This window comes from Pseudomonas amygdali (assembly GCF_002699855.1).
Classification (GTDB): Bacteria; Pseudomonadota; Gammaproteobacteria; order Pseudomonadales; family Pseudomonadaceae; genus Aquipseudomonas; species Aquipseudomonas amygdali.
The window spans coordinates 22,151-39,981 of record NZ_LKBW01000046.1 but is presented as its reverse complement, the minus strand read 5'-3'; the positions used below and the strand labels follow the sequence as shown (position 1 = coordinate 39,981).

The window sequence follows — 17,831 nt, the reverse complement described above, 5'->3', positions numbered from 1 at the left end:
TTCTGCGGCGGCGTCGCGGTGGGAAATGCAGGAGTGACATTCGGTTACATAGCGGTCATTCATTATATGGTATGACTATTTAATCGGTTCTCGGACGCCTCCGCGTTTGCAACCGCCACCTCGCTGAACGCTGTAGCTATTCAATAAAAATAAGGAGTTAGCTATGTTGAGTCGTCACGGGATTCGTTCCCTGTGCTGTGCCGCCGTCACCACCGCCATTCTGGGCATGAGTGGCATCACCTCCGCTGCTGATGAAGTCAAAATCGGCTTTCTGGTCAAACAGGCTGAAGAGCCATGGTTCCAGACCGAATGGGCGTTTGCTGAAAAGGCAGGCAAGGAGCATGGTTTTACCGTGCTCAAGATTGCCGTGCCAGATGGTGAAAAGACCCTTTCCGCTATCGACAGCCTGGCCGCCAACGGTGCCAAGGGCTTTGTGATCTGCCCGCCTGATGTCTCTCTGGGCCCTGCAATCGTGGCCAAGGCCAAGGCGCTCGGTTTGAAAGTCATGGCCGTGGACGATCGTTTTGTCGACGCCAAAGGCAACTTCATGGAGGACGTGCCATATCTGGGCATGGCAGCCTTTGAAGTGGGCCAGAAGCAAGGTGCCGCGATGGCCACCGAAGCGAAGAACCGCAAGTGGGATGAGGGCGGGTGGAAAGGCACCTACGCGATCATCAACACTTACAACGAGCTGGACACCGGTAAGAAACGCACTGACGGTTCGGTGAAGGCGCTAGAAGAGGCCGGTTTGCCGAAAGACCACATCCTGTTCACCGCGCAGAAAACTCTTGATGTACCAGGCAGCATGGACGCCACCAACTCTGCGCTGCCAAAACTGCCTGGCGATGCGAAAAACCTGATCATCGGCGGCATGAACGACAACACTGTTCTGGGGGGCGTACGCGCGACGGCGAGCAATGGTTTCAGCGCGAAAAACGTTATCGGGATCGGCATCAACGGCACCGATGCCATTGATGAGCTGAAGAAAAAAGAGAGTGGCTTCTTTGGCTCCATGCTGCCAAGCCCGGACAAGGAAGGCTACAACACCGCGCTGTATATGTATAAGTGGGTCACCGAGGGCGTTGAACCGCCTAAATATACCGCTATGGACGATGTGACACTGATCACCCGCGCCAACTTCCAGGAAGTATTGACCAAGATCGGTCTGTGGAAGTGAGTTGACTGAGGGGCCTGATTTTCAGGCCCCTCACACGTGCGAGGAGGTTGGTTTCATGCAACAGGCTATCGAGCAAACATCCATAAACGGTGCCTTGCGCTTCAATGGCATCGGCAAGGTCTTCCCCGGCGTAAAGGCGCTTTCGGACATCAGCTTCGAAGCGCGCCCCGGCAGTGTTCACGCCTTGATGGGCGAGAACGGTGCCGGTAAATCCACGCTGCTGAAAATCCTCGGCGGCTCTTATCAGCCCAATAGCGGCACCTTGCAGATCGGTGAGCAGAGCTACCAGTTCAAATCCACCGCCGAGAGTATTGCGGCGGGTGTGGCGGTGATTCACCAGGAATTGCATCTGGTGCCGGAAATGACCGTCGCCGAGAACCTGCTGCTTGGGCACATGCCCAATCGTTTTGGTTTGATCAATCGCGGTGCGATGTACTGTCGGGCAGGTGAGCTGCTCAAAGGCCTGGCTGACGAAATCGACCCGCGCACTCGCCTGGGTGATCTTTCACTGGGCCAGCGGCAATTGGTGGAGATCGCCAAGGCCATGTCACGCAATGCGCACGTCATCGCCTTTGACGAACCCACCAGCAGCCTGTCGGCACGTGAAATTGACCGGTTGATGGCGATTATCGTGCGGCTGCGCGACGAGGGGCGGGTGATTCTCTACGTGTCTCATCGCATGGAAGAAATCTTCCGTGTCTGTGATGCCGTAACAGTGTTCAAGGACGGTCGTTTTGTAAAAACCTTTGAGCAGATGGCTGATCTGGATCATGACCGGCTGGTGACCTGCATGGTGGGCCGGGATATTCAGGACATCTACAATTATCGTCCGCGCCAGCATCAAGGGCCTAGCCTGCGAGTGACCGGGTTACTGGGGCCGGGGCTGCACGAACCCGTGAGTTTTGCCGTAGAGAAAGGTGAAGTGCTGGGTTTCTTCGGGCTGGTGGGCGCCGGGCGTACCGAGCTGTTCCGTCTGCTGTCGGGGTTGACGCGCAGCACGGCAGGCACGTTGCAGCTGGACGGCAAGCCATTGACGCTCAAGTCCCCACGCGATTCGATCGAAGCAGGCATTCTGCTCTGCCCGGAGGACCGCAAGAAGGAAGGTATCGTGCCGCTGTCCAGCGTCGCGGAGAACATCAACATCGGTGCACGGCCCCGGCATGTGAATCTCGGCTGCCTGATTCAGGGCCGCTGGGAGCGCGACAACGCACGCAGCCAGATCAAGTCGATGAACGTCAAGACACCATCGCCCGAGCAACAGATCATGTTCCTCTCCGGCGGCAATCAGCAGAAGGCGATTCTCGGTCGCTGGCTGTCGATGCCGATGAAGGTCCTGTTGCTGGACGAGCCCACCCGCGGGATTGACGTCGGTGCCAAGTCCGAGATCTACGAGATCATTCACAACCTGGCCGCCGACGGGATTGCGGTCATTGTGGTGTCCAGTGACCTGATGGAAGTCATGGGTATTTCCGACCGCATTCTGGTGATGAGCGAAGGCGCGATCACTGGTGAATTCAACCGCGATGAGGCTGATGAATCGCGACTCCTGCAATTGGCTCTGCCTCGCACGCGCAGCTGATAACCGGTCCCCTGACCATGAACAACAATAAAGAGGTGCATATGTCTACCGAATCCAGCCTGCAGGCTCCCCGTCAGGGCATGAACCTGCGTCGTTTTGCCGATGACTGGGTGATGCTCCTGGCTGCCGTGGGAATCTTCCTGCTGTGCGCCGTGTTCATCGACAACTTCATGTCACCGCTGAACATGCGGGGGCTAGGCCTTGCGATTTCCACCGTGGGCATTGCTGCCTGCACCATGCTCTTTTGTCTGGCGTCCGGGCACTTCGACCTTTCGGTCGGTTCGGTGCTGGCCTGTTCCGGGGTCATCGCCGGGATTGTTATCCGCGACACCGACAGCGTGTTTCTCGGTGTTTCCGCCGCGCTGGCGCTGGGGCTGGTGGTTGGTCTGATCAATGGCATCGTGATTGCCAAGCTGCGCATCAATGCCCTGATCACGACCCTTGCGACCATGCAGATCGTGCGCGGCCTTGCGTATATCTTCTCCAACGGCAAGGCCGTCGGCGTCTCCAACGAGGATTTCTTCATCTTCGGCAATGGCCAGATATATGGCGTGCCGGTGCCGATCCTGATCACCATCGCCTGCTTCATATTCTTCGGCTGGTTGCTCAACTACACCACCTACGGGCGCAACACCATGGCCATCGGTGGCAACCAGGAAGCTGCATTGCTGGCGGGTGTGCATGTTGATCGCACCAAGATCATCATCTTCGCGGTTCACGGGCTTGTCGGGGCACTGGCTGGCGTGGTGCTGGCTTCGCGTATGACCTCGGGGCAGCCAATGATCGGTCAGGGCTTCGAGCTGACCATCATCTCGGCGTGCGTACTGGGCGGTGTTTCGCTGAGCGGCGGCATCGGCATGATTCGCCATGTAATCGCTGGTGTGCTGATTCTGGCGATCATCGAGAATGCGATGAACCTGAAGAATATCGATACGTTCTACCAATACGTGATTCGCGGTACGATTCTGTTGCTGGCGGTGATCATCGACCGACTGAAACGTCGCTGAACCTGTTGGCCGCTGTTATGGCATTGCTGTTTAGTCGCGAGGGCATGAGCGACAGGGATGGAGATGCAAGTAGCGGCTGAGTTCAGGGGCTGATCACTTGCAGAGTGGACAGGTAACAACGGTATTGTTCTATAACAGTGCAGCCGCAAAGTGACTACTTTGCGGCTGTTTTTTAACCGGTGCTTTTAGCCGCGAGGCGGGCAAGGGAGGCCGGTATCGTCGCAGGCGGTGTTGATACGTAAGCCGTTTTTCAGCCTCGTCGCTACTTGCAGTGGTGCAGATGTGGTGCGGGTGGCTTCAGTCTTGCCGGCCTCTTGCACGAGCGCGTGTTTGCCATCGACAGCTGGTGCGGTTTGTATACCGGTGGCGGCAAATGCCGTGCCCTGCAGGCCGATGATTGCAATGGTTGTCACAACGAGAGCTTTCAATGCGGACTTTGCTGTTACTCGGTTCATGATGTTTTCTCTGCGTGGCTTAATGATGGGGTGGCTACAAATAACTGCATTGAAGTTTCTGAATAGCAGGTTATTGGCCACGTGAATAATGTATATTTTTTTTGTGACGGTAAGGCTGTTTTTTTGGCCTGTGAAAAAAATTTAACTTAGCGTGCTTATTAATAGTGTCGCACCGTTAATCTCGTGATGTTTCTCATGCCATTCATGAGGCTGAAGTTATAGAGGCTTGCTGTCGAATTTACCGGTACTGCACTAGCCGAGTCCGGAAATCCAGCTCCCCTCTAGTGCCTGGCGTCGGCATCGACTCCAGGGTCAGCGTCCACCGAAATCGTTCGCAGATGCGCCGCACCAGAAAAAGCCCCAGGCCTTTCCCGGTGCCCGCTCTGGTCGAGTTTCTCAGCAGAGACAGGTAGTGGAGGGACGCCTGCGCAGTGTCGAAGCCTTCGCCCGAGTCGGTCACGCTCAATACACCGTCCTTGAGGCGTACGGTGATTGTTCCGTCATAGGTGTTTTCGGCAGCGTTACGCAACAGGTTGCCGATGGCAATGCGTAAAATCGCCTCGGGCACTTGCAGGCAAAGCGTCTGGTGGATGTGCACCGAAAACTGCACGGGTTTGCCGTCCAGAAGGTGTTGGTGGTCCTTGACCAGGCCGGGCAACAGGCGGTCCAGCTCGACGGGGTCGTCCGGCGCTGAGGACATGGGCTCGCGCGACAAATACAGCAGCGCGACCATGATCTCGGTCAGGTTATCCACGGTTGCCCGCATGCGTTGAATCGGTGGCGCTGCACACGCGGGTAGCGCTTGCCTGGCCAGCACATCCAGCGCGCCGCTGATCACCGCGATCGGCGTACGAAACTCATGACTGGCCTGATCGAGAAGGGCGCGTTCCCGGGCCATGAATTGCTCGACCCGTTCCAGATGTGCGTTTATACCGCAGGCAATGTCTTTGAGTTCTTCCTGGTCGTATTGCACTGGCAGGCGTTGCGAAAGGTTTTCCGGATCGAGTTGCTTCATGCCTAGCGCAAGCGCCTGAACCGGGCGGTGCAGGCGCACAGCCTATGCCCCTCCAGCGGGAACATGCAGCCTTATCAACTGCACTGGGTTCGCGATCCTGGGCTCAAAGCGAATTTGGCGGTCGCTTGCAACGGCCAGAAAGCTGCAGCATCAGCGGCCGAGCTCATCGTGATCGTGGCGAGTCCTGCGCTGGGGTTGCGTACAGCCAACGCACAACTCGACCACGTTGAAGGTTCGTCTGTGTTGGGAACAGATTCGAAGGCCTACTACCGCAAACAGATAGGTATGTTTCAGAAGGTTCTCGGAGTGGGATCTTCTGTCTTGTGGTCGCCGATTGTTGCGCTTGCAGCGCTGATCCGACCGACCCTCTCGCTACTCCCCATCGGCCATATCGGCGGTCGGCAACGGGCGGCACGCAATGCCATCTTCGCAGCTCAAACCATCATGCCTGGCGCAGCCGCGAAGGGCATCGATACGTGCCCGATGGAAGGATTTTCAGGCGCGAAAGTTGCCGAACTTCTCCAGCTGCCAAGTGGTGCCGTCATACCGCTGGTTATCGCTCTTGGCTATCGAGCAGACGATGCAAGAATCGAAGAGCGGTGGCGCAATCCGATTTCAGACATCGTCGTTACACACTGAAGTAAAGCCTGACTCACGCGCGTGGCATGCATCACAAATGCCGTTCAGCGCGGGTGTGAAACCAGCACTGAACTGCCTAATCGGGTCAGTCCATAAAGCGCGGCTCCGACAGCGAGCATCATGCCGGCACGCAACCAGGTTTCAGGGCCTTGCTGGGTCAGCAAAAGCAGGCAGGAAAGAATCGCCAATACCGGAATGACCCAGTGAACCTGAAAATGGCCGGCTTCGACCTTGTCGCGCTTGAGCACCAGAACCGCGATATTGACGCTGAGAAACACGAACAGCAGCAATAACACCACGGTTTCAGCGAGCGTGGTGAGGGTGCTGGTAAAGGACAGCGCGATGGCAACCACTGTGGTTGCGAAAATGGCCACGCCGGGTGTGCGCCGTTGAGGCAGAACCGAACCCATCACCGCGGGCAACAGTCCTTCACGAGCCATCCCGAAGGTCAGTCTGCTGGCCATGATCATGGTCAGCAGTGCGCCATTGGCAACTGCAATCAGCGCGATCACCGCGAACCATGGGGCAGGTATCCCCAACCCTGAAGCACTGACGACATCCATCAGCGGGGCCTGCGAAGCTTTCAACTGTTCGACGGGCAGCACCATGGCCGCGCCCACGCCGACCAGCATATAAACCGCGCCTGCAATGAGCAGCGCACCGAACAGCGCTCGTGGATACACCCTGCGCACATCCTTGATCTCTTCGGCCAGGTTGGCAGACGTTTCAAAGCCCACAAATGAATAAAATGCCAGTAGCGATGCGGCAAGAATCGCGGTGGCCGGTGAGTTCGTCTCCAGTTCAAACACACGTTGCGGCACACCATTACCCTGACTGACGAACCAGACTGCGGCCGCAATCACCATTGCCAGCCCGCTCAGCTCAATCAGGGTCATTACCAGATTGGCCGACAACGACTCCTTGATGCCACGCGCATTCAACAGCGCGACAATCACCAGAAAGCCCACACATACCCACTGCGCGGGCCAGCTCACCAATGCCTGGAAATAGTCGCCGGCAAACGCGACTGCCAGCCCTGCAGCACTGGTGACGCCTGCCGCCACCATGGAAAAGCCGACCAGAAACGACAACAGCGGTTTGCCGAAGGCTTTTTCGGCATACACCGCTGCACCGCCCGCACGAGGGTATTTGGTCACCAGTTCCGCATAGGACGCAGCGGTAAGCAAGGCGAAGCACAGGGCAATCAGCAGGGGGGCCCAGATGGCTCCGCCGACACGTCCGGCGATAGTGCCTGCCAACGCATAGACGCCAGCCCCCAGCACGTCACCGAGGATGAACAGTGTCAGCATCGGCGCCGTGATTGCCCGGCGCAGCGATGGAGTTTCGGGAGGAGTGGCCATGGTGAAAGAATCCTTTCTCGGCAGGTACAAGAGGTGTGTAAGGGAAGATCGCCATGGCTCGGGTAAATTCAACGTGATCGCGAGAGGCCCGGATCAGCGGTGTTTTTTGCCGGAACAGGTATTTGAATAACCCCTGCATTTGAAAATGCAGCATGAACCAAGAGGTTTTTTCAGGGTCTTATTCGGGCCTTGAAATTCATGGCATGCCTTTTACTTTTCGAGTCTGTCTTCATGCCTGAATCGCACCGTTATTTCTGGCGCATGTGCCTGTACTTCGTGCCTCTGCTGCCCATGTACGCCAGCCATGCCAGTGCCAGTGACGAGCGACAGCTGGTCCAGGCCATCAACGATTTTCGTGGGCAACCTCAGCGCTGCGAAGCGCGAACGACAAAAATCTCCAGAGCGCTGACGCTCAACGCCAGCGTAGCGTTGCCGATCAGTTTCGCTGGCAGTTCACGTGATGCGCTCAAGGCATCCGGTTATCAGGCGGTCACCGTCCGGACCATACGACTTGCTGGCGCGCAGAGCGCCGGTGAAGCGTTCGGCATGCTCGAAAAACGCTATTGCGGCGCTTTGCTTGACCCGCAATACGCTGACATCGGTATTACTCGCGAGCGTGGCGACTGGCGTGTGGTATTGGCGAAACCGTTGATCGACGAAAGCCTGGAAGATGCACGCTCGGCTGGCCGCATACTTCTGGCGCAGGTCAATGCCGCACGAGCCAAGCCGCGCATGTGTGGCAAGCAGCCGTTTCCTTCGGCCAGACCGCTGAGCTGGAACAGGACCCTGGAAATGGCTGCACAGGGGCACAGCCAGTCGATGGCCAGCGAGAATTACTTCACGCATCGAGGCTTTGATAACGATTCACCGGCAGATCGCGCCCGTGCAGCGGGTTACGGCGGACGGCAGATCGGTGAAAACATCGCAGCAGGGCAGAGCACTGTCAGCAAGGCAATGACCAGCTGGCTGGCCAGCCCGGGACATTGCGCCAACCTGATGAACCCTATGTTTACCGAGGTCGGCGCGGCCTACGCGACGGCTACCAACGCCGATTACGGTGTGTACTGGACCATGCTGTTCGGCGCTCCCTGATCAACCGAAAAGCCGCCTGAACGGCGGCTTGTCGAACATGCATGAATGGCTCAGACCTTCGAGCCGCTCCAGCGCGGTGCTTCTCTCAATTCGTCACGCTTCTGTTGATCCGGCGATTTGTGTGGCTCGCCGTATTCCACGTGTAACGTGTCATCAAGGCGGTTGGTGGAAGAGCCGCCTTCCTGCGGCGTTTCGTCGAAATGCTTCCACTCGGCACTCTGGAAGCGGAACAGGCTGTCGTCTTCAGGCGCTTCGCGTTCGCGATAGTGGTGGATCGAGTAGTGTGCATATTCGACCTTGTCGCCCCAGTCGGACTGCAGCAAACCGTCTGCCGCCAGATCGCGATACCAGTCGTTTTCCTTTTCGGATGCTTTCTGCTTTTTGTTATGGTCGACGAAATAGCCAATGATCCCGCCGACGACAGCAATCACAACGCCGACGAGGAAGAATGGCCCGGCCAGCGCGGTGGCCGCCGCGCCGCCTGCACCCACCAGTGCCGCGGTTCCCAGTACGCCGGCTGACGCGCCGAAGGCACCGCCGGCAATTTGCAGGCCGCCTGCGGCCTGAGCCAGCTTGTCACCTGACTTCACGCCGTCCTTGATGGTGAATGCACCCAGTACGATATCGGCAAAACCACCAGCCAGATCCGTTGCAGGCCCCAGCACTTTGACGACCGAGCCTGCGATTTTATTGGCAGTTCCAGAGGGCAGCTTGGCCCCTGAAGCCTGCACGGCGTCATCCAGCCGCTGGGTGATGCCGCCCATGGCCTGGCGTTCCGCTTCTGCACCGCCAGCCATGTCGCCCAGCGTCGAATTGAGCCGATATTCATCAGTCGCATCCAGTGCGGTGCGGATCTCGCTCAGGTTGCTTGCGGAAATGCCACTGACCCTGACTTCCTTGGCCTTGCCAAAGCTTTCCTTGCCCCAGATCTCCGGTAACGTCTTGTCCAGCCCCAGCATGTCCACCAGGCCGCCTTTGCCCATCAGGTCGCCAACCTGATCAGCCAGGCGTACGAAATGGCTGGCACCGCCGGCAAAGCTCAGGAAGTCCTTGGCAATGCCCAGGCGCTGAATCGGTGTCTCGCCTAGCTTGCCGCCGTTGCCGACCAGTTGATAAATCGCCGAGAACAGCGACACGCCTGCTGCAACGGAGCCCATGACGCCTTTGCTATTGAGCGTATTGAAGATTTCGCCCAGTTTGCCGCGATCAGCTACCGGTATGTAGGGTTTGGAAAGGGCTGTCTTGATGTCTGCTTCGCTGACCTTGCCGTTTTTCCGATAGGCATCACCGACCTCCTTGAGCGCTTTGGCGATGTCTGCGGGCTTGGCGTTGCCCACGACACCTTCCTGAAGGAATTTTTCGAAGGTGGGCTGCAGGAAGCGCGGCATATCGACCAGAAAGCCCTTGAGCTCTGCCTTGAGCAGGCCGAACAGGTCCTTGGTGGCGAGGGCGTTATTCTCGTCGCTGATCTTCGACGGGTCGGCGACCAGATCGTTGAGATCGCTGGTCAAACCGTCGGCCTGAATAGACTGTGCCGCCTTGCTGGCGCCTTCTGGATCGACCAGTGCAAGTGAGGACAAGGTGTCGCTCAGGTCTTTCTGCGCCTCTTGGCCAAGGCCCTGCTTTTTCAGGTCCTTGAGGTAAAGTACGTAATCGGGATTGGCGGTGAGGTCGAGCAGCTTCTGCTTGATTTCGTCCTTGTTGGGCACTTTGCCCAGTGCATCGGTCATCTTGCTCTGTTAGTCCTGCTGCACGGTAGGATCAGAGAACAGTGTGGTCAGTTGTTCTTGCAGCTTGCCGCCATCGATGATGTCGTGCATGTCGGCCGAACTGAGTTGGGTCTGTTTGCTGTCGAATTCGCGCCAGGTGCCGCCGAAAGCGCCTTTGGCCTCTTCATAACCGGTCAGGCCGCGACCGTTGTCATAAGCGGCCTGCGCCTCGATTGCCCTGACCAGTTTTGCGCGAGGGTCATCCTTGGCAATATCCCCTTTGTTCACACCGTCGCGGTATTGGTCGAGCAGTTCCTTGGTCGCCAGTTCGCCGACGTTCAGCTCTTCGGAGTTCTCGTCATCCTTGTCGGCTTTCACGCCGGTTTTCTGCCCCATCAGATCCAGCTCGGCCACGGGCGGCAAGTTATGCCGACTGCGGGTTTCACCGATATTGCCGGTGCCCAGCTCATTCCATTTTTCCACCACGTCATCGTACAACTGCGGGCTGTAATCCTTGGAGACGATGAACTTGCCATCGCCGTTCTCGAAACGAATCAGACCCGCGCCCAATTCGTCCGGTGAACCGATGGTTATGTCCTGATTCTTCAAAAAGTCATGAGGCTCTGCCAACGTGTAACCTTCTTCCCGGCTACTGTTGATCTTGTTCCAGGCGTCATTGAGGGTGGTTACTTTGTCAAATAGTTCAGGGGTCAATGCTTCAGTGACGACAATCCGCTCACCGCTCTGATTCTGATAGCTGATCTGGCTTCCTTCCTGGCCAGACACCCAAGTGAACTGTGTAATGTCGTTCAAGCTGGGAATGGGGGTGTTGCGGTCAGCAAGAATCTGCCCTTCGTTGACTGCGGTTTCCATCGCAGTTCTTTTTTGCGGGTCCGACACTATGGTTTGCAGCGCTGCCAGATAATCGAACAACTTCGGATTGTCGTCACGGGTGACCACGACCTTCTCTCCGTTGTGCTCGTAACGGATAGTGTCCGGGCCGACCTCATTCAACGGGCCGACGGTGGTGCCGAATACGGGTGGCCATACTTCGTTGTCACCCGCCCTGCGATAACCTTGCGCTTCGCTCGTGTTAAGCCCGGTCAGGGTATTGAAAGCGTCTTTGGCCGCACTGTACAGCTCAGGATTGTCGCTCTTGGCCACGACGATTTTATTGCCGTCACGGTCGACATAACGCATCACGCCCGGCCCGACTTCATCCACCGGGCCGACCACTGCAAAGCCTGCAATGTTTTCCGGCGGCTTTTCGTCCGCGCCTGCCACCCTGTAGCCTTCCCGCTGACTGCTGCCTACGCCGGATAGCGATTTGAAATCCGACGCCACCTGTTTGAAGAGTTCCGGGTTCTGTTGCTGCGAAACGATGACCTTGCTGCCATCGGCGGCTTCATAGCGAATCAGCCCCGGCCCCATTTCGTCCGGTGCTCCGATACGGGCATAGCCGCTCAGCGTCGCTGGCGCGGCAGCATCAGCCCTGGCTGGGGAGTAGCCAGCAGCCACACTGGCCCTGAAGCCTGCCACTCGGGGTTGGTCTTCGACGACCTGACGATAGAGCTCCGGGCTGGTGGATTTGCTTACCAGTACCTGATCGCCTTCCTGGGTGACGTAGCGCACGGTGTCAGCCGCCACAGTGCCGGGCTTTTCTATCGATGCGTAACTGCCCAGCGCAGGTGCCTTTTCGTCTGCGCCCGCTGGCCGGTATTGGCCGCCATTGCGGTTGCTGGTCTGCAGCACCTGGTTGAATCGCGTTCGGGCATTCGCGCCCGGTGCGGGGGGCGGAAGAGGGCCAGGCGCCGGGCTGATCGTGGACGTCGACATAGCACATAACTCCTGTTGTTAACCGCTGGACGTGGAGCAGGCGACTCAATAATTGAGTGCCGCGAGGCGAACGAAACCCTGTGTCAATGACGAACTCTTTATTCGCGTGAATAGTTTGAACGGCGTCTCGTTTTCAAATCAAAAGAACAGGGCTTATGGGCCGACACTATCATTCCGACAAGTGAAGTGGCGGATCGCTAATCTCTTTTCACAACAATTCACACGCGTCGATAAATAATAAAGGCCCTGGCGAACACCCCGTAAACGTTGGAGCCCCGACTCGTGGTACATAAAAAATTAATATCACCAGAAATAAACCAGAAATAAATATCACTTTGATATCACTGTTGGTTTGCGGTATTAATTCGTTGTGAAATCTGATTTCACAACGTTTCACAGCATCGAACAAGTTTCGCTGATTACTATTAATTGGCAACGCGGCAAATAGCGTAGTGTCTCTGCATCGCTGTTGTGTAATGGCACATTGACCTGTTCTTGAGCCGGTTGTTAATCCGCAGATAGATCCCTACTCGAAGCAAGGAGAAACAACATGAGTTCGACTCCACCCGTAAGCTCCGGCAATTCAGACGCAGCAATCGAAAAAATGTCGGCGACCTTTGATATGGCTATCGAGAAATCGGCCAAGATCACTGAAATCTCCACTGCCAAGAAAGCAGAGCTGGATGCTACCAAGCAACGTCCACAGAACTGACGTTGTCATGCAGGCAGCGCTACAGCTGCCTGCATTCACAGCGCATCGAAATTCTTCCGATCGACAGTTTTGCCCGGCTTTGACATGCCGTTTCCGGTAGATCACACGGTGGTGACTCGATCATGACAGCCTTGATCTCATTGAGCGGAACGCCCGACGCTTCTGTGCAGGAAAGCGGCGTAGCCCGGCTCGAAATTCTTCATGGTTTGCATCAGGGCGTTTCGCTGCTCCTGGACAATCCTGTCTATGTGATTGGCAGTGCCGCTCCGGCTGACCTTGTGCTGGGCGATGCTGATGTGGCCGAGCAACATGTTCGTCTGCGATTCTCCGTTGAACACGTCGCAATAGAAGCCTTGGGAGGCGATGTGACGGTTTTCGATAGCCTTGGCCAACGTCGGGTTGTCAACGTCGGCCACGGTCAACGAATCTCCTTGCCTGTCGAGTTGCTGGTCGGACAGAGCAGGCTGTGCTTGCGCAGCACACGAAGTGCCCGAGCCATCCCTGCTGTGTCCCGCCGCCTGGTGCTGCTTAAATGGCCAGCACTGGCTGCACTTTTGTTGCTGGTGACATGTGCCACTGCATTTGCCTTTCGTGCACCTGCCGAGTCGGCCCGGCACTCCATTGCAGATTCCGTCCCTGGTTCGTCAACGCCCGTCAAGAGCGCCCCCACACTGACCCAGGCCCGAAGCTGGCTTGAGGGTGCGCTGCAGGACGTCAGGCTCACGCAATTGCGGGTTGAGGAACAGGGCGGGCAGCTCAGTGTTGAGGGCGCTTTTCCCGCTGCCCAAAAAAGCAGTTGGCTGCAGATTCAACAGGCCTTTGATACTCGGTTTGGCCAGCATATTGTCTTGACGCCCAACGTGCAGGCAAGCACGGCGCTTGCGGCACCTCGCGTGCGTTTTCAGGCGGTGTGGTTCGGTCGCAATCCCTACGTGATCGATGAGCATGGCAAGCGTGTCTACCCCGGCGCACTGTTACCCGACAACTGGAGGCTGGAGAGCATTGAGGGCAATCAGGTCCGCCTTGTACGCGGTGATGAAAGGTTTGCCTTCACTTTATGAAAGTCGATCTGCGGCCCGTAGCGCCGCCTTCAGCCGATTCTTTGCCCGCAGTCGAGCGCGTTGCTCCGGCGCAGCCGCGTCAGGGAACCCGTTTCGAAGCGCTGCTTGATCAGCGCGAGCGCAAGGTTCGTCGTTCGTTGCGTGGCGAGCTGGAGCAGACCGGGCAGGCTTCTGGTGTCAATGCGCAGCTTTTTGGTACGGCGCGTTCGCTACAAGTACTGCGCTATGTGCTGGACGAAGTGTTACCGGTGCTGGATGCCGAACCGGAGATCCGCGAGCTCGCCGAAGACGTGATTCGTGAAGAGATCGACATGCGGCTGCTATTGGAACAGCAACGCGCCGAGGTGCAGTCATGAGCATCAGTCAGGATCGCGAATGCATAGAGTTGCTCCACGGTATGGGTGATCTGTACCGGCGCAGTGGCCAGCCACAACGTGCACTTGTGATGTTGCTGATTGCGATACAGCTGGCACCGACGAACAGCGCGCTGCTGCACAGCCTGGTGCTGGCGTTCACCGACAGCGGAGACACCGACCGGGCCATTGCGGCACTGGACAGGCTGGTCGAGCAGCAAGGCGAGAGCGCCGCGCTGCTTCTGTTGCGTAGCCGCGCGTTGTGGAAGGCAGGCCGCAAGGACGACGCGCGGCAATGCTTCAGACGCTACCTGGAAGCCCGGAGGGCTGCGCAATGACCCTCATGAATGCTCTGAATCGCCTGGCGGTAACTGCGTCTAAACGCACAGATGTGATCATCGTTGCGTTCATGCTGATGGCTATCGCGATGATGATCATTCCGATGCCGACCTATCTGGTGGACGCGCTGATCGGAGTCAACATCGCCCTGAGCCTGCTGATTCTCATCGTCGCGTTCTACATCAACCACTCGGTGGAGTTTTCCGCGCTGCCGCCGCTGATCCTGCTCAGCACGCTGTTTCGTTTGTCGCTCTCGATCACCACCACTCGCCTGATTCTGCTGGACGGCAATGCCGGTCATATCGTCAAGGCGTTCGGTGATTTCGTGATTGCCGGTCAGGTCGTTGTGGGGCTGGTCGTATTTCTGATAATTACGGTTGCCCAGTTCGTGGTCATTACCAAGGGCGCTGAGCGGGTCGCCGAAGTCGCTGCGCGTTTCACCCTGGATGCGATGCCCGGCAAGCAGATGAGCATTGATAACGACTTGCGCAACGGTGACATCGACCAGTTCGAGGCCAGACGTCGTCGTTCACGCCTGGAGCGTGAAAGCCAGATGTTCGGAGCCATGGACGGCGCCATGAAGTTCGTCAAGGGTGATGCCATTGCCGGGTTGGTGATTCTGTTCGTCAACTTGCTGGGCGGCATGATGATCGGCATGGTCCAGCGCGGTATGCCGTTCGCCGAAGCCGCGCATGTCTATTCGTTACTGACCGTCGGTGACGGCCTCATTGCGCAGATCCCGGCACTGTTGATTTCCGTAGCCGCAGGGACCGTGGTGACCCGCGTCAACAGCGACGGCGAAGAGCGTGACCTGGGCACCGAGATTGTCAGGCAACTGAGCGCCAGCCATCGTGCGCTGGGTCTGACTGCGCTGATCCTGCTGGGCGTAGGCATGCTGCCGGGGTTTCCGTTGCTGGTGTTTGTCGGTCTGGCCGCCGTGCTGGGCGGCAGTGCGCTTGTGCTCTGGCGCCGGGATCGTCGTGCTGCCCGGTCACTGGTCAAGGACGAGCTGCCAGAGCATGAAACGATGGCCGAGCCCGGGGCTTCCTCTGGCGCTTCCGGGGCTTCGAACGATGCCGCGGAAGATGCCTTGGAAAGCGCCGAGCGGCCACGCGACAGCCAGGTGCTGCTGAGTATCGGAACCGGATTGGCCGAGGCCGCCCCATTGCAGCCCCTGCGTCAGCGTATCGAAGCGTTGTGTCACGACATTCGCATCGATCTGGGTGTCGAGGTGCCGCTGCCCGAGGTTTATCTGGACCGCAGCCTGCCAGCCGATCGTTTCCAGGTCGAGCTTGAAGGTGTACCCGTCAGTGAGGGCGAATTCAGCGGCATGGCGCTTTTGCTGCAGGACGATCCGGTGCATGCACAACTGGTTTCTGTCGAAACCTTTGAAGCGCCTTCGCCGATCGGTTCCCGTCCCGGCCGCTGGGCAGGGCGCGAGCATGCGGAACGTTTGCAGGATGCCGGTATTGGTTTTCTGTTCGCCGATGAAGTGTTGCGCGAAGTACTGGACCGTACGTTGCGCCGTTATGCCGCCGACTTTCTGGGTATTCAGGAAACCCGCCTGATGCTGGAACAGCTTGAGGGTAAGTACGGTGAGCTGATCAAGGAAGTGCTGCGCATTCTGCCGCTGCAGCGTATCGCAGAGGCCTTGCGTTTGCTGGTCTCTGAAGGGGTATCGATACGCAATCGTCGCGGCCTGCTGGAGTCGATGGTGGAGTGGGGCAGTATTGAATCTGACGCGGGCAGACTGACCGAGCATCTGCGCGCAGGACTTGCGCGGCAGATCAGTCATCAGTATGCCGATCGCAACCGGGTGATCAGCGCCTTTGTACTGGCACCCGCGCTCGAAGAACAACTGCGCGCCACGCTGGCTCGCCAGGAAAAGAGCCGTGATTCGCTGCCCGATGACATCGGCCGGACCGTACTGGTACAGCTGCGTCGCCTGTGCGACATGCTGCCGGAACATGATTTGACGGTGTTGCTTGTGCATTCGGAGCTGCGTCGGTGTATGCGCCGTCTCATCGTGCGCGGCGAGCTGCAACTGGCGGTTCTGTCCTTTCGTGAACTGGCCAGTGAATACAACCTTCAAGCGGTCGGCACTGTCAGCCTGACCGATGTCCTTGCACGCCCGGCATCCAGGGCCGGTGCTGTCACTCCTCTGGCGACTGCCTCATGACCTCAGTAAGCGTAATACGGATGTTTCTCGTGGGTGTGGGCGCGTTGCTCATTGGCACAGTTTCATTTGCCGAAAACATTGCCAAAGGGGCCAAAGGCACAGTCGATCTGGCCATCGGTGAAGGCCGCGTTCTGCATTTTTCAGCCCCCGTGGACTCGGTGATGGTGGCCGAGCCGGGTATTGCCGACTTGCAGGTGGTGTCACCCGGCGTGATCTACGTGTTCGGCAAGGCCGCAGGGCAGACCAGTCTGATTGCCCTGGACAGCGAGGGCCGTGAGACCGCTGCGTTGAGTCTGGCGGTAAGCAGCGGCACTGCTGCTGTGACACGCCCGCTCAAGGCGTTGCACCCGCAGAGTCAGGCGCGGATCAATGCCTCCGGCAGCCGGGTGATTGCCAGTGGCTCCGTGCAGGATGTCGGTGAAGCAACCGATCTTAATGCCTTGCTGAGCACCGAGGGGCAGAACTTTCAGTCGACGGTAAACAGTGCCACTTACGCAGGGTCGGCGCAGGTGAATATCCGCGTGCGTTTCGCCGAAGTCTCGCGCTCCGAGCTGTTGCGCTATGGCGTGAACTGGAATGCCTTGTTCAATAACGGCACTTTTTCATTCGGCTTGCTGACGGGGGGCGCTTTGGCCGCCGATGCAGCGGGCGGCGCATCGAACGTAATCAGCGCCGGGCTTGCGTCGGGCAATGTCAACATCGACGCGATGCTGGAGGCGCTGCAAAGCAACGGTGTGCTCGAAGTTCTGGCCGAGCCGAACATTACCGCCATGACCGGGCAGACTGCGAGCTTTCTGGCTGGCGGTGAAGTGGCGGTGCCGGTGCCGGTCAACCGCGAAGTCGTCGGTATCGAATACAAGCCTTACGGCGTGTCGTTGCTGTTCAGCCCGACGCTGCTGCCCAACGGGCGCATTGCGTTGCAGGTGCGTCCCGAGGTCAGCAGCCTGATGAGTACCACCACACTGGACGTTAACGGCTATCAGGTGCCGTCGTTCAGGGTGCGACGTGCCGACACTCGTGTGGAAGTCGGCAGTGGTCAGACGTTTGCCATTGCCGGGCTGTTCCAGCGTGAAAGCAGCCAGGACATGGACAAGGTGCCGATGCTGGGCGACATGCCGATTCTGGGCAATCTGTTCCGCTCCAAGCGCTTTCAGCGCAACGAAACCGAACTGGTGATTCTGATCACTCCGTATCTGGTCGAGCCGGTCAAGGATCGCGTGGTGGCGACGCCGCTGGACAAACAGCGCGCCGCCAGTACCGCGTCGGCAGGTCCGCGCAGTGGCGGTGCCTTCGGCTTTTACATGAACTGAAAGGGAA

13 protein-coding genes and 2 pseudogenes are annotated in these 17,831 nt (G+C 58.1%); 11 read left to right on the top strand and 4 right to left on the bottom strand.

Annotation, left to right across the window (positions count from 1 at the left end; all coding sequences use genetic code 11):
* Positions 1–163 precede the first annotated feature (163 nt).
* From AO277_RS05345 to araH, 3 genes are read left to right on the top strand one after another with little or no spacing between them, the layout of a single operon-like run.
* Entirely contained in the window at positions 164–1,177 is a 1,014-nt protein-coding gene (locus AO277_RS05345; protein ID WP_003410036.1) for a substrate-binding domain-containing protein, read from the top strand.
* Positions 1,178–1,232: 55 nt separating this feature from the next.
* On the top strand, positions 1,233–2,756 hold the full coding sequence (gene araG, locus AO277_RS05340; protein ID WP_044317898.1) for an L-arabinose ABC transporter ATP-binding protein AraG: 1,524 nt from the start codon (positions 1,233–1,235) through the stop codon (positions 2,754–2,756).
* A 41-nt stretch (positions 2,757–2,797) separates the two neighbouring features.
* A complete protein-coding gene (gene araH, locus AO277_RS05335; RefSeq protein WP_004664988.1) occupies positions 2,798–3,763 on the top strand; it encodes an L-arabinose ABC transporter permease AraH in 966 nt (321 codons plus the stop codon).
* Positions 3,764–3,948: 185 nt separating this feature from the next.
* Here araH and AO277_RS05330 read toward each other — a convergent pair whose 3' ends face one another.
* Together AO277_RS05330 and AO277_RS05325 are read right to left on the bottom strand one after the other, a co-directional pair.
* Positions 3,949–4,191, bottom strand: coding sequence for a hypothetical protein (locus AO277_RS05330; RefSeq protein ID WP_005733063.1), 243 nt, complete (start codon positions 4,189–4,191; stop codon positions 3,949–3,951).
* A 265-nt stretch (positions 4,192–4,456) separates the two neighbouring features.
* A pseudogene (locus AO277_RS05325) lies at positions 4,457–5,272 on the bottom strand (sensor histidine kinase); the annotation flags it as partial.
* Positions 5,273–5,296: 24 nt separating this feature from the next.
* Here AO277_RS05325 and AO277_RS05320 point away from each other — a divergent pair.
* Positions 5,297–5,872: a nitroreductase family protein gene (locus tag AO277_RS05320; protein WP_044317911.1), complete on the top strand. Its 576-nt coding sequence runs from the start codon at positions 5,297–5,299 to the stop codon at positions 5,870–5,872.
* A gap of 44 nt (positions 5,873–5,916) precedes the next feature.
* On the opposite strand, the gene AO277_RS05315 is transcribed toward AO277_RS05320, so the two are convergent.
* Positions 5,917–7,233 (bottom strand): APC family permease, encoded by a 1,317-nt coding sequence (locus AO277_RS05315; protein ID WP_031595561.1) that lies wholly within the window; start codon positions 7,231–7,233, stop codon positions 5,917–5,919.
* A 198-nt stretch (positions 7,234–7,431) separates the two neighbouring features.
* Here AO277_RS05315 and AO277_RS05310 point away from each other — a divergent pair, with 198 nt between their 5' ends.
* Positions 7,432–8,325, top strand: a complete 894-nt coding sequence (locus AO277_RS05310) for a CAP domain-containing protein (RefSeq protein WP_080899174.1) — start codon at positions 7,432–7,434, stop codon at positions 8,323–8,325.
* Positions 8,326–8,375: 50 nt separating this feature from the next.
* Here AO277_RS05310 and AO277_RS05305 read toward each other — a convergent pair.
* Positions 8,376–11,870 (bottom strand): annotated as a pseudogene (locus tag AO277_RS05305) (hypothetical protein).
* A gap of 550 nt (positions 11,871–12,420) precedes the next feature.
* Between AO277_RS05305 and AO277_RS28395 the strand changes: the two are divergent.
* From AO277_RS28395 to AO277_RS05280, 6 genes are all read left to right on the top strand, one after another.
* The gene (locus tag AO277_RS28395; protein ID WP_003377029.1) at positions 12,421–12,582 is read left to right on the top strand and encodes a hypothetical protein; all 162 of its coding nucleotides are present in this window, start codon (positions 12,421–12,423) and stop codon (positions 12,580–12,582) included.
* A 122-nt stretch (positions 12,583–12,704) separates the two neighbouring features.
* On the top strand, positions 12,705–13,643 hold the full coding sequence (locus AO277_RS05300) for a SctD/MshK family protein (protein WP_002553565.1): 939 nt from the start codon (positions 12,705–12,707) through the stop codon (positions 13,641–13,643).
* Complete coding sequence (locus tag AO277_RS05295) at positions 13,640–13,999, top strand: hypothetical protein (RefSeq protein WP_002553566.1); 360 nt, start codon at positions 13,640–13,642, stop codon at positions 13,997–13,999. Before AO277_RS05300 ends, AO277_RS05295 begins: the two co-directional genes overlap by 4 nt.
* Positions 13,996–14,334 carry a type III secretion apparatus assembly chaperone SctY gene (gene sctY, locus AO277_RS05290; RefSeq protein ID WP_002553567.1) on the top strand — a complete coding sequence of 113 codons (339 nt, stop codon included), beginning with the start codon at positions 13,996–13,998 and terminating at the stop codon, positions 14,332–14,334. Before AO277_RS05295 ends, sctY begins: the two co-directional genes overlap by 4 nt.
* On the top strand, positions 14,331–16,514 hold the full coding sequence (gene sctV / locus AO277_RS05285; protein ID WP_044317900.1) for a type III secretion system export apparatus subunit SctV: 2,184 nt from the start codon (positions 14,331–14,333) through the stop codon (positions 16,512–16,514). The genes sctY and sctV overlap by 4 nt, the downstream gene beginning before the upstream one ends.
* A complete protein-coding gene (locus AO277_RS05280) occupies positions 16,511–17,824 on the top strand; it encodes a type II and III secretion system protein family protein (protein ID WP_031598660.1) in 1,314 nt (437 codons plus the stop codon). The genes sctV and AO277_RS05280 overlap by 4 nt, the downstream gene beginning before the upstream one ends.
* Positions 17,825–17,831: the final 7 nt, after the last annotated feature.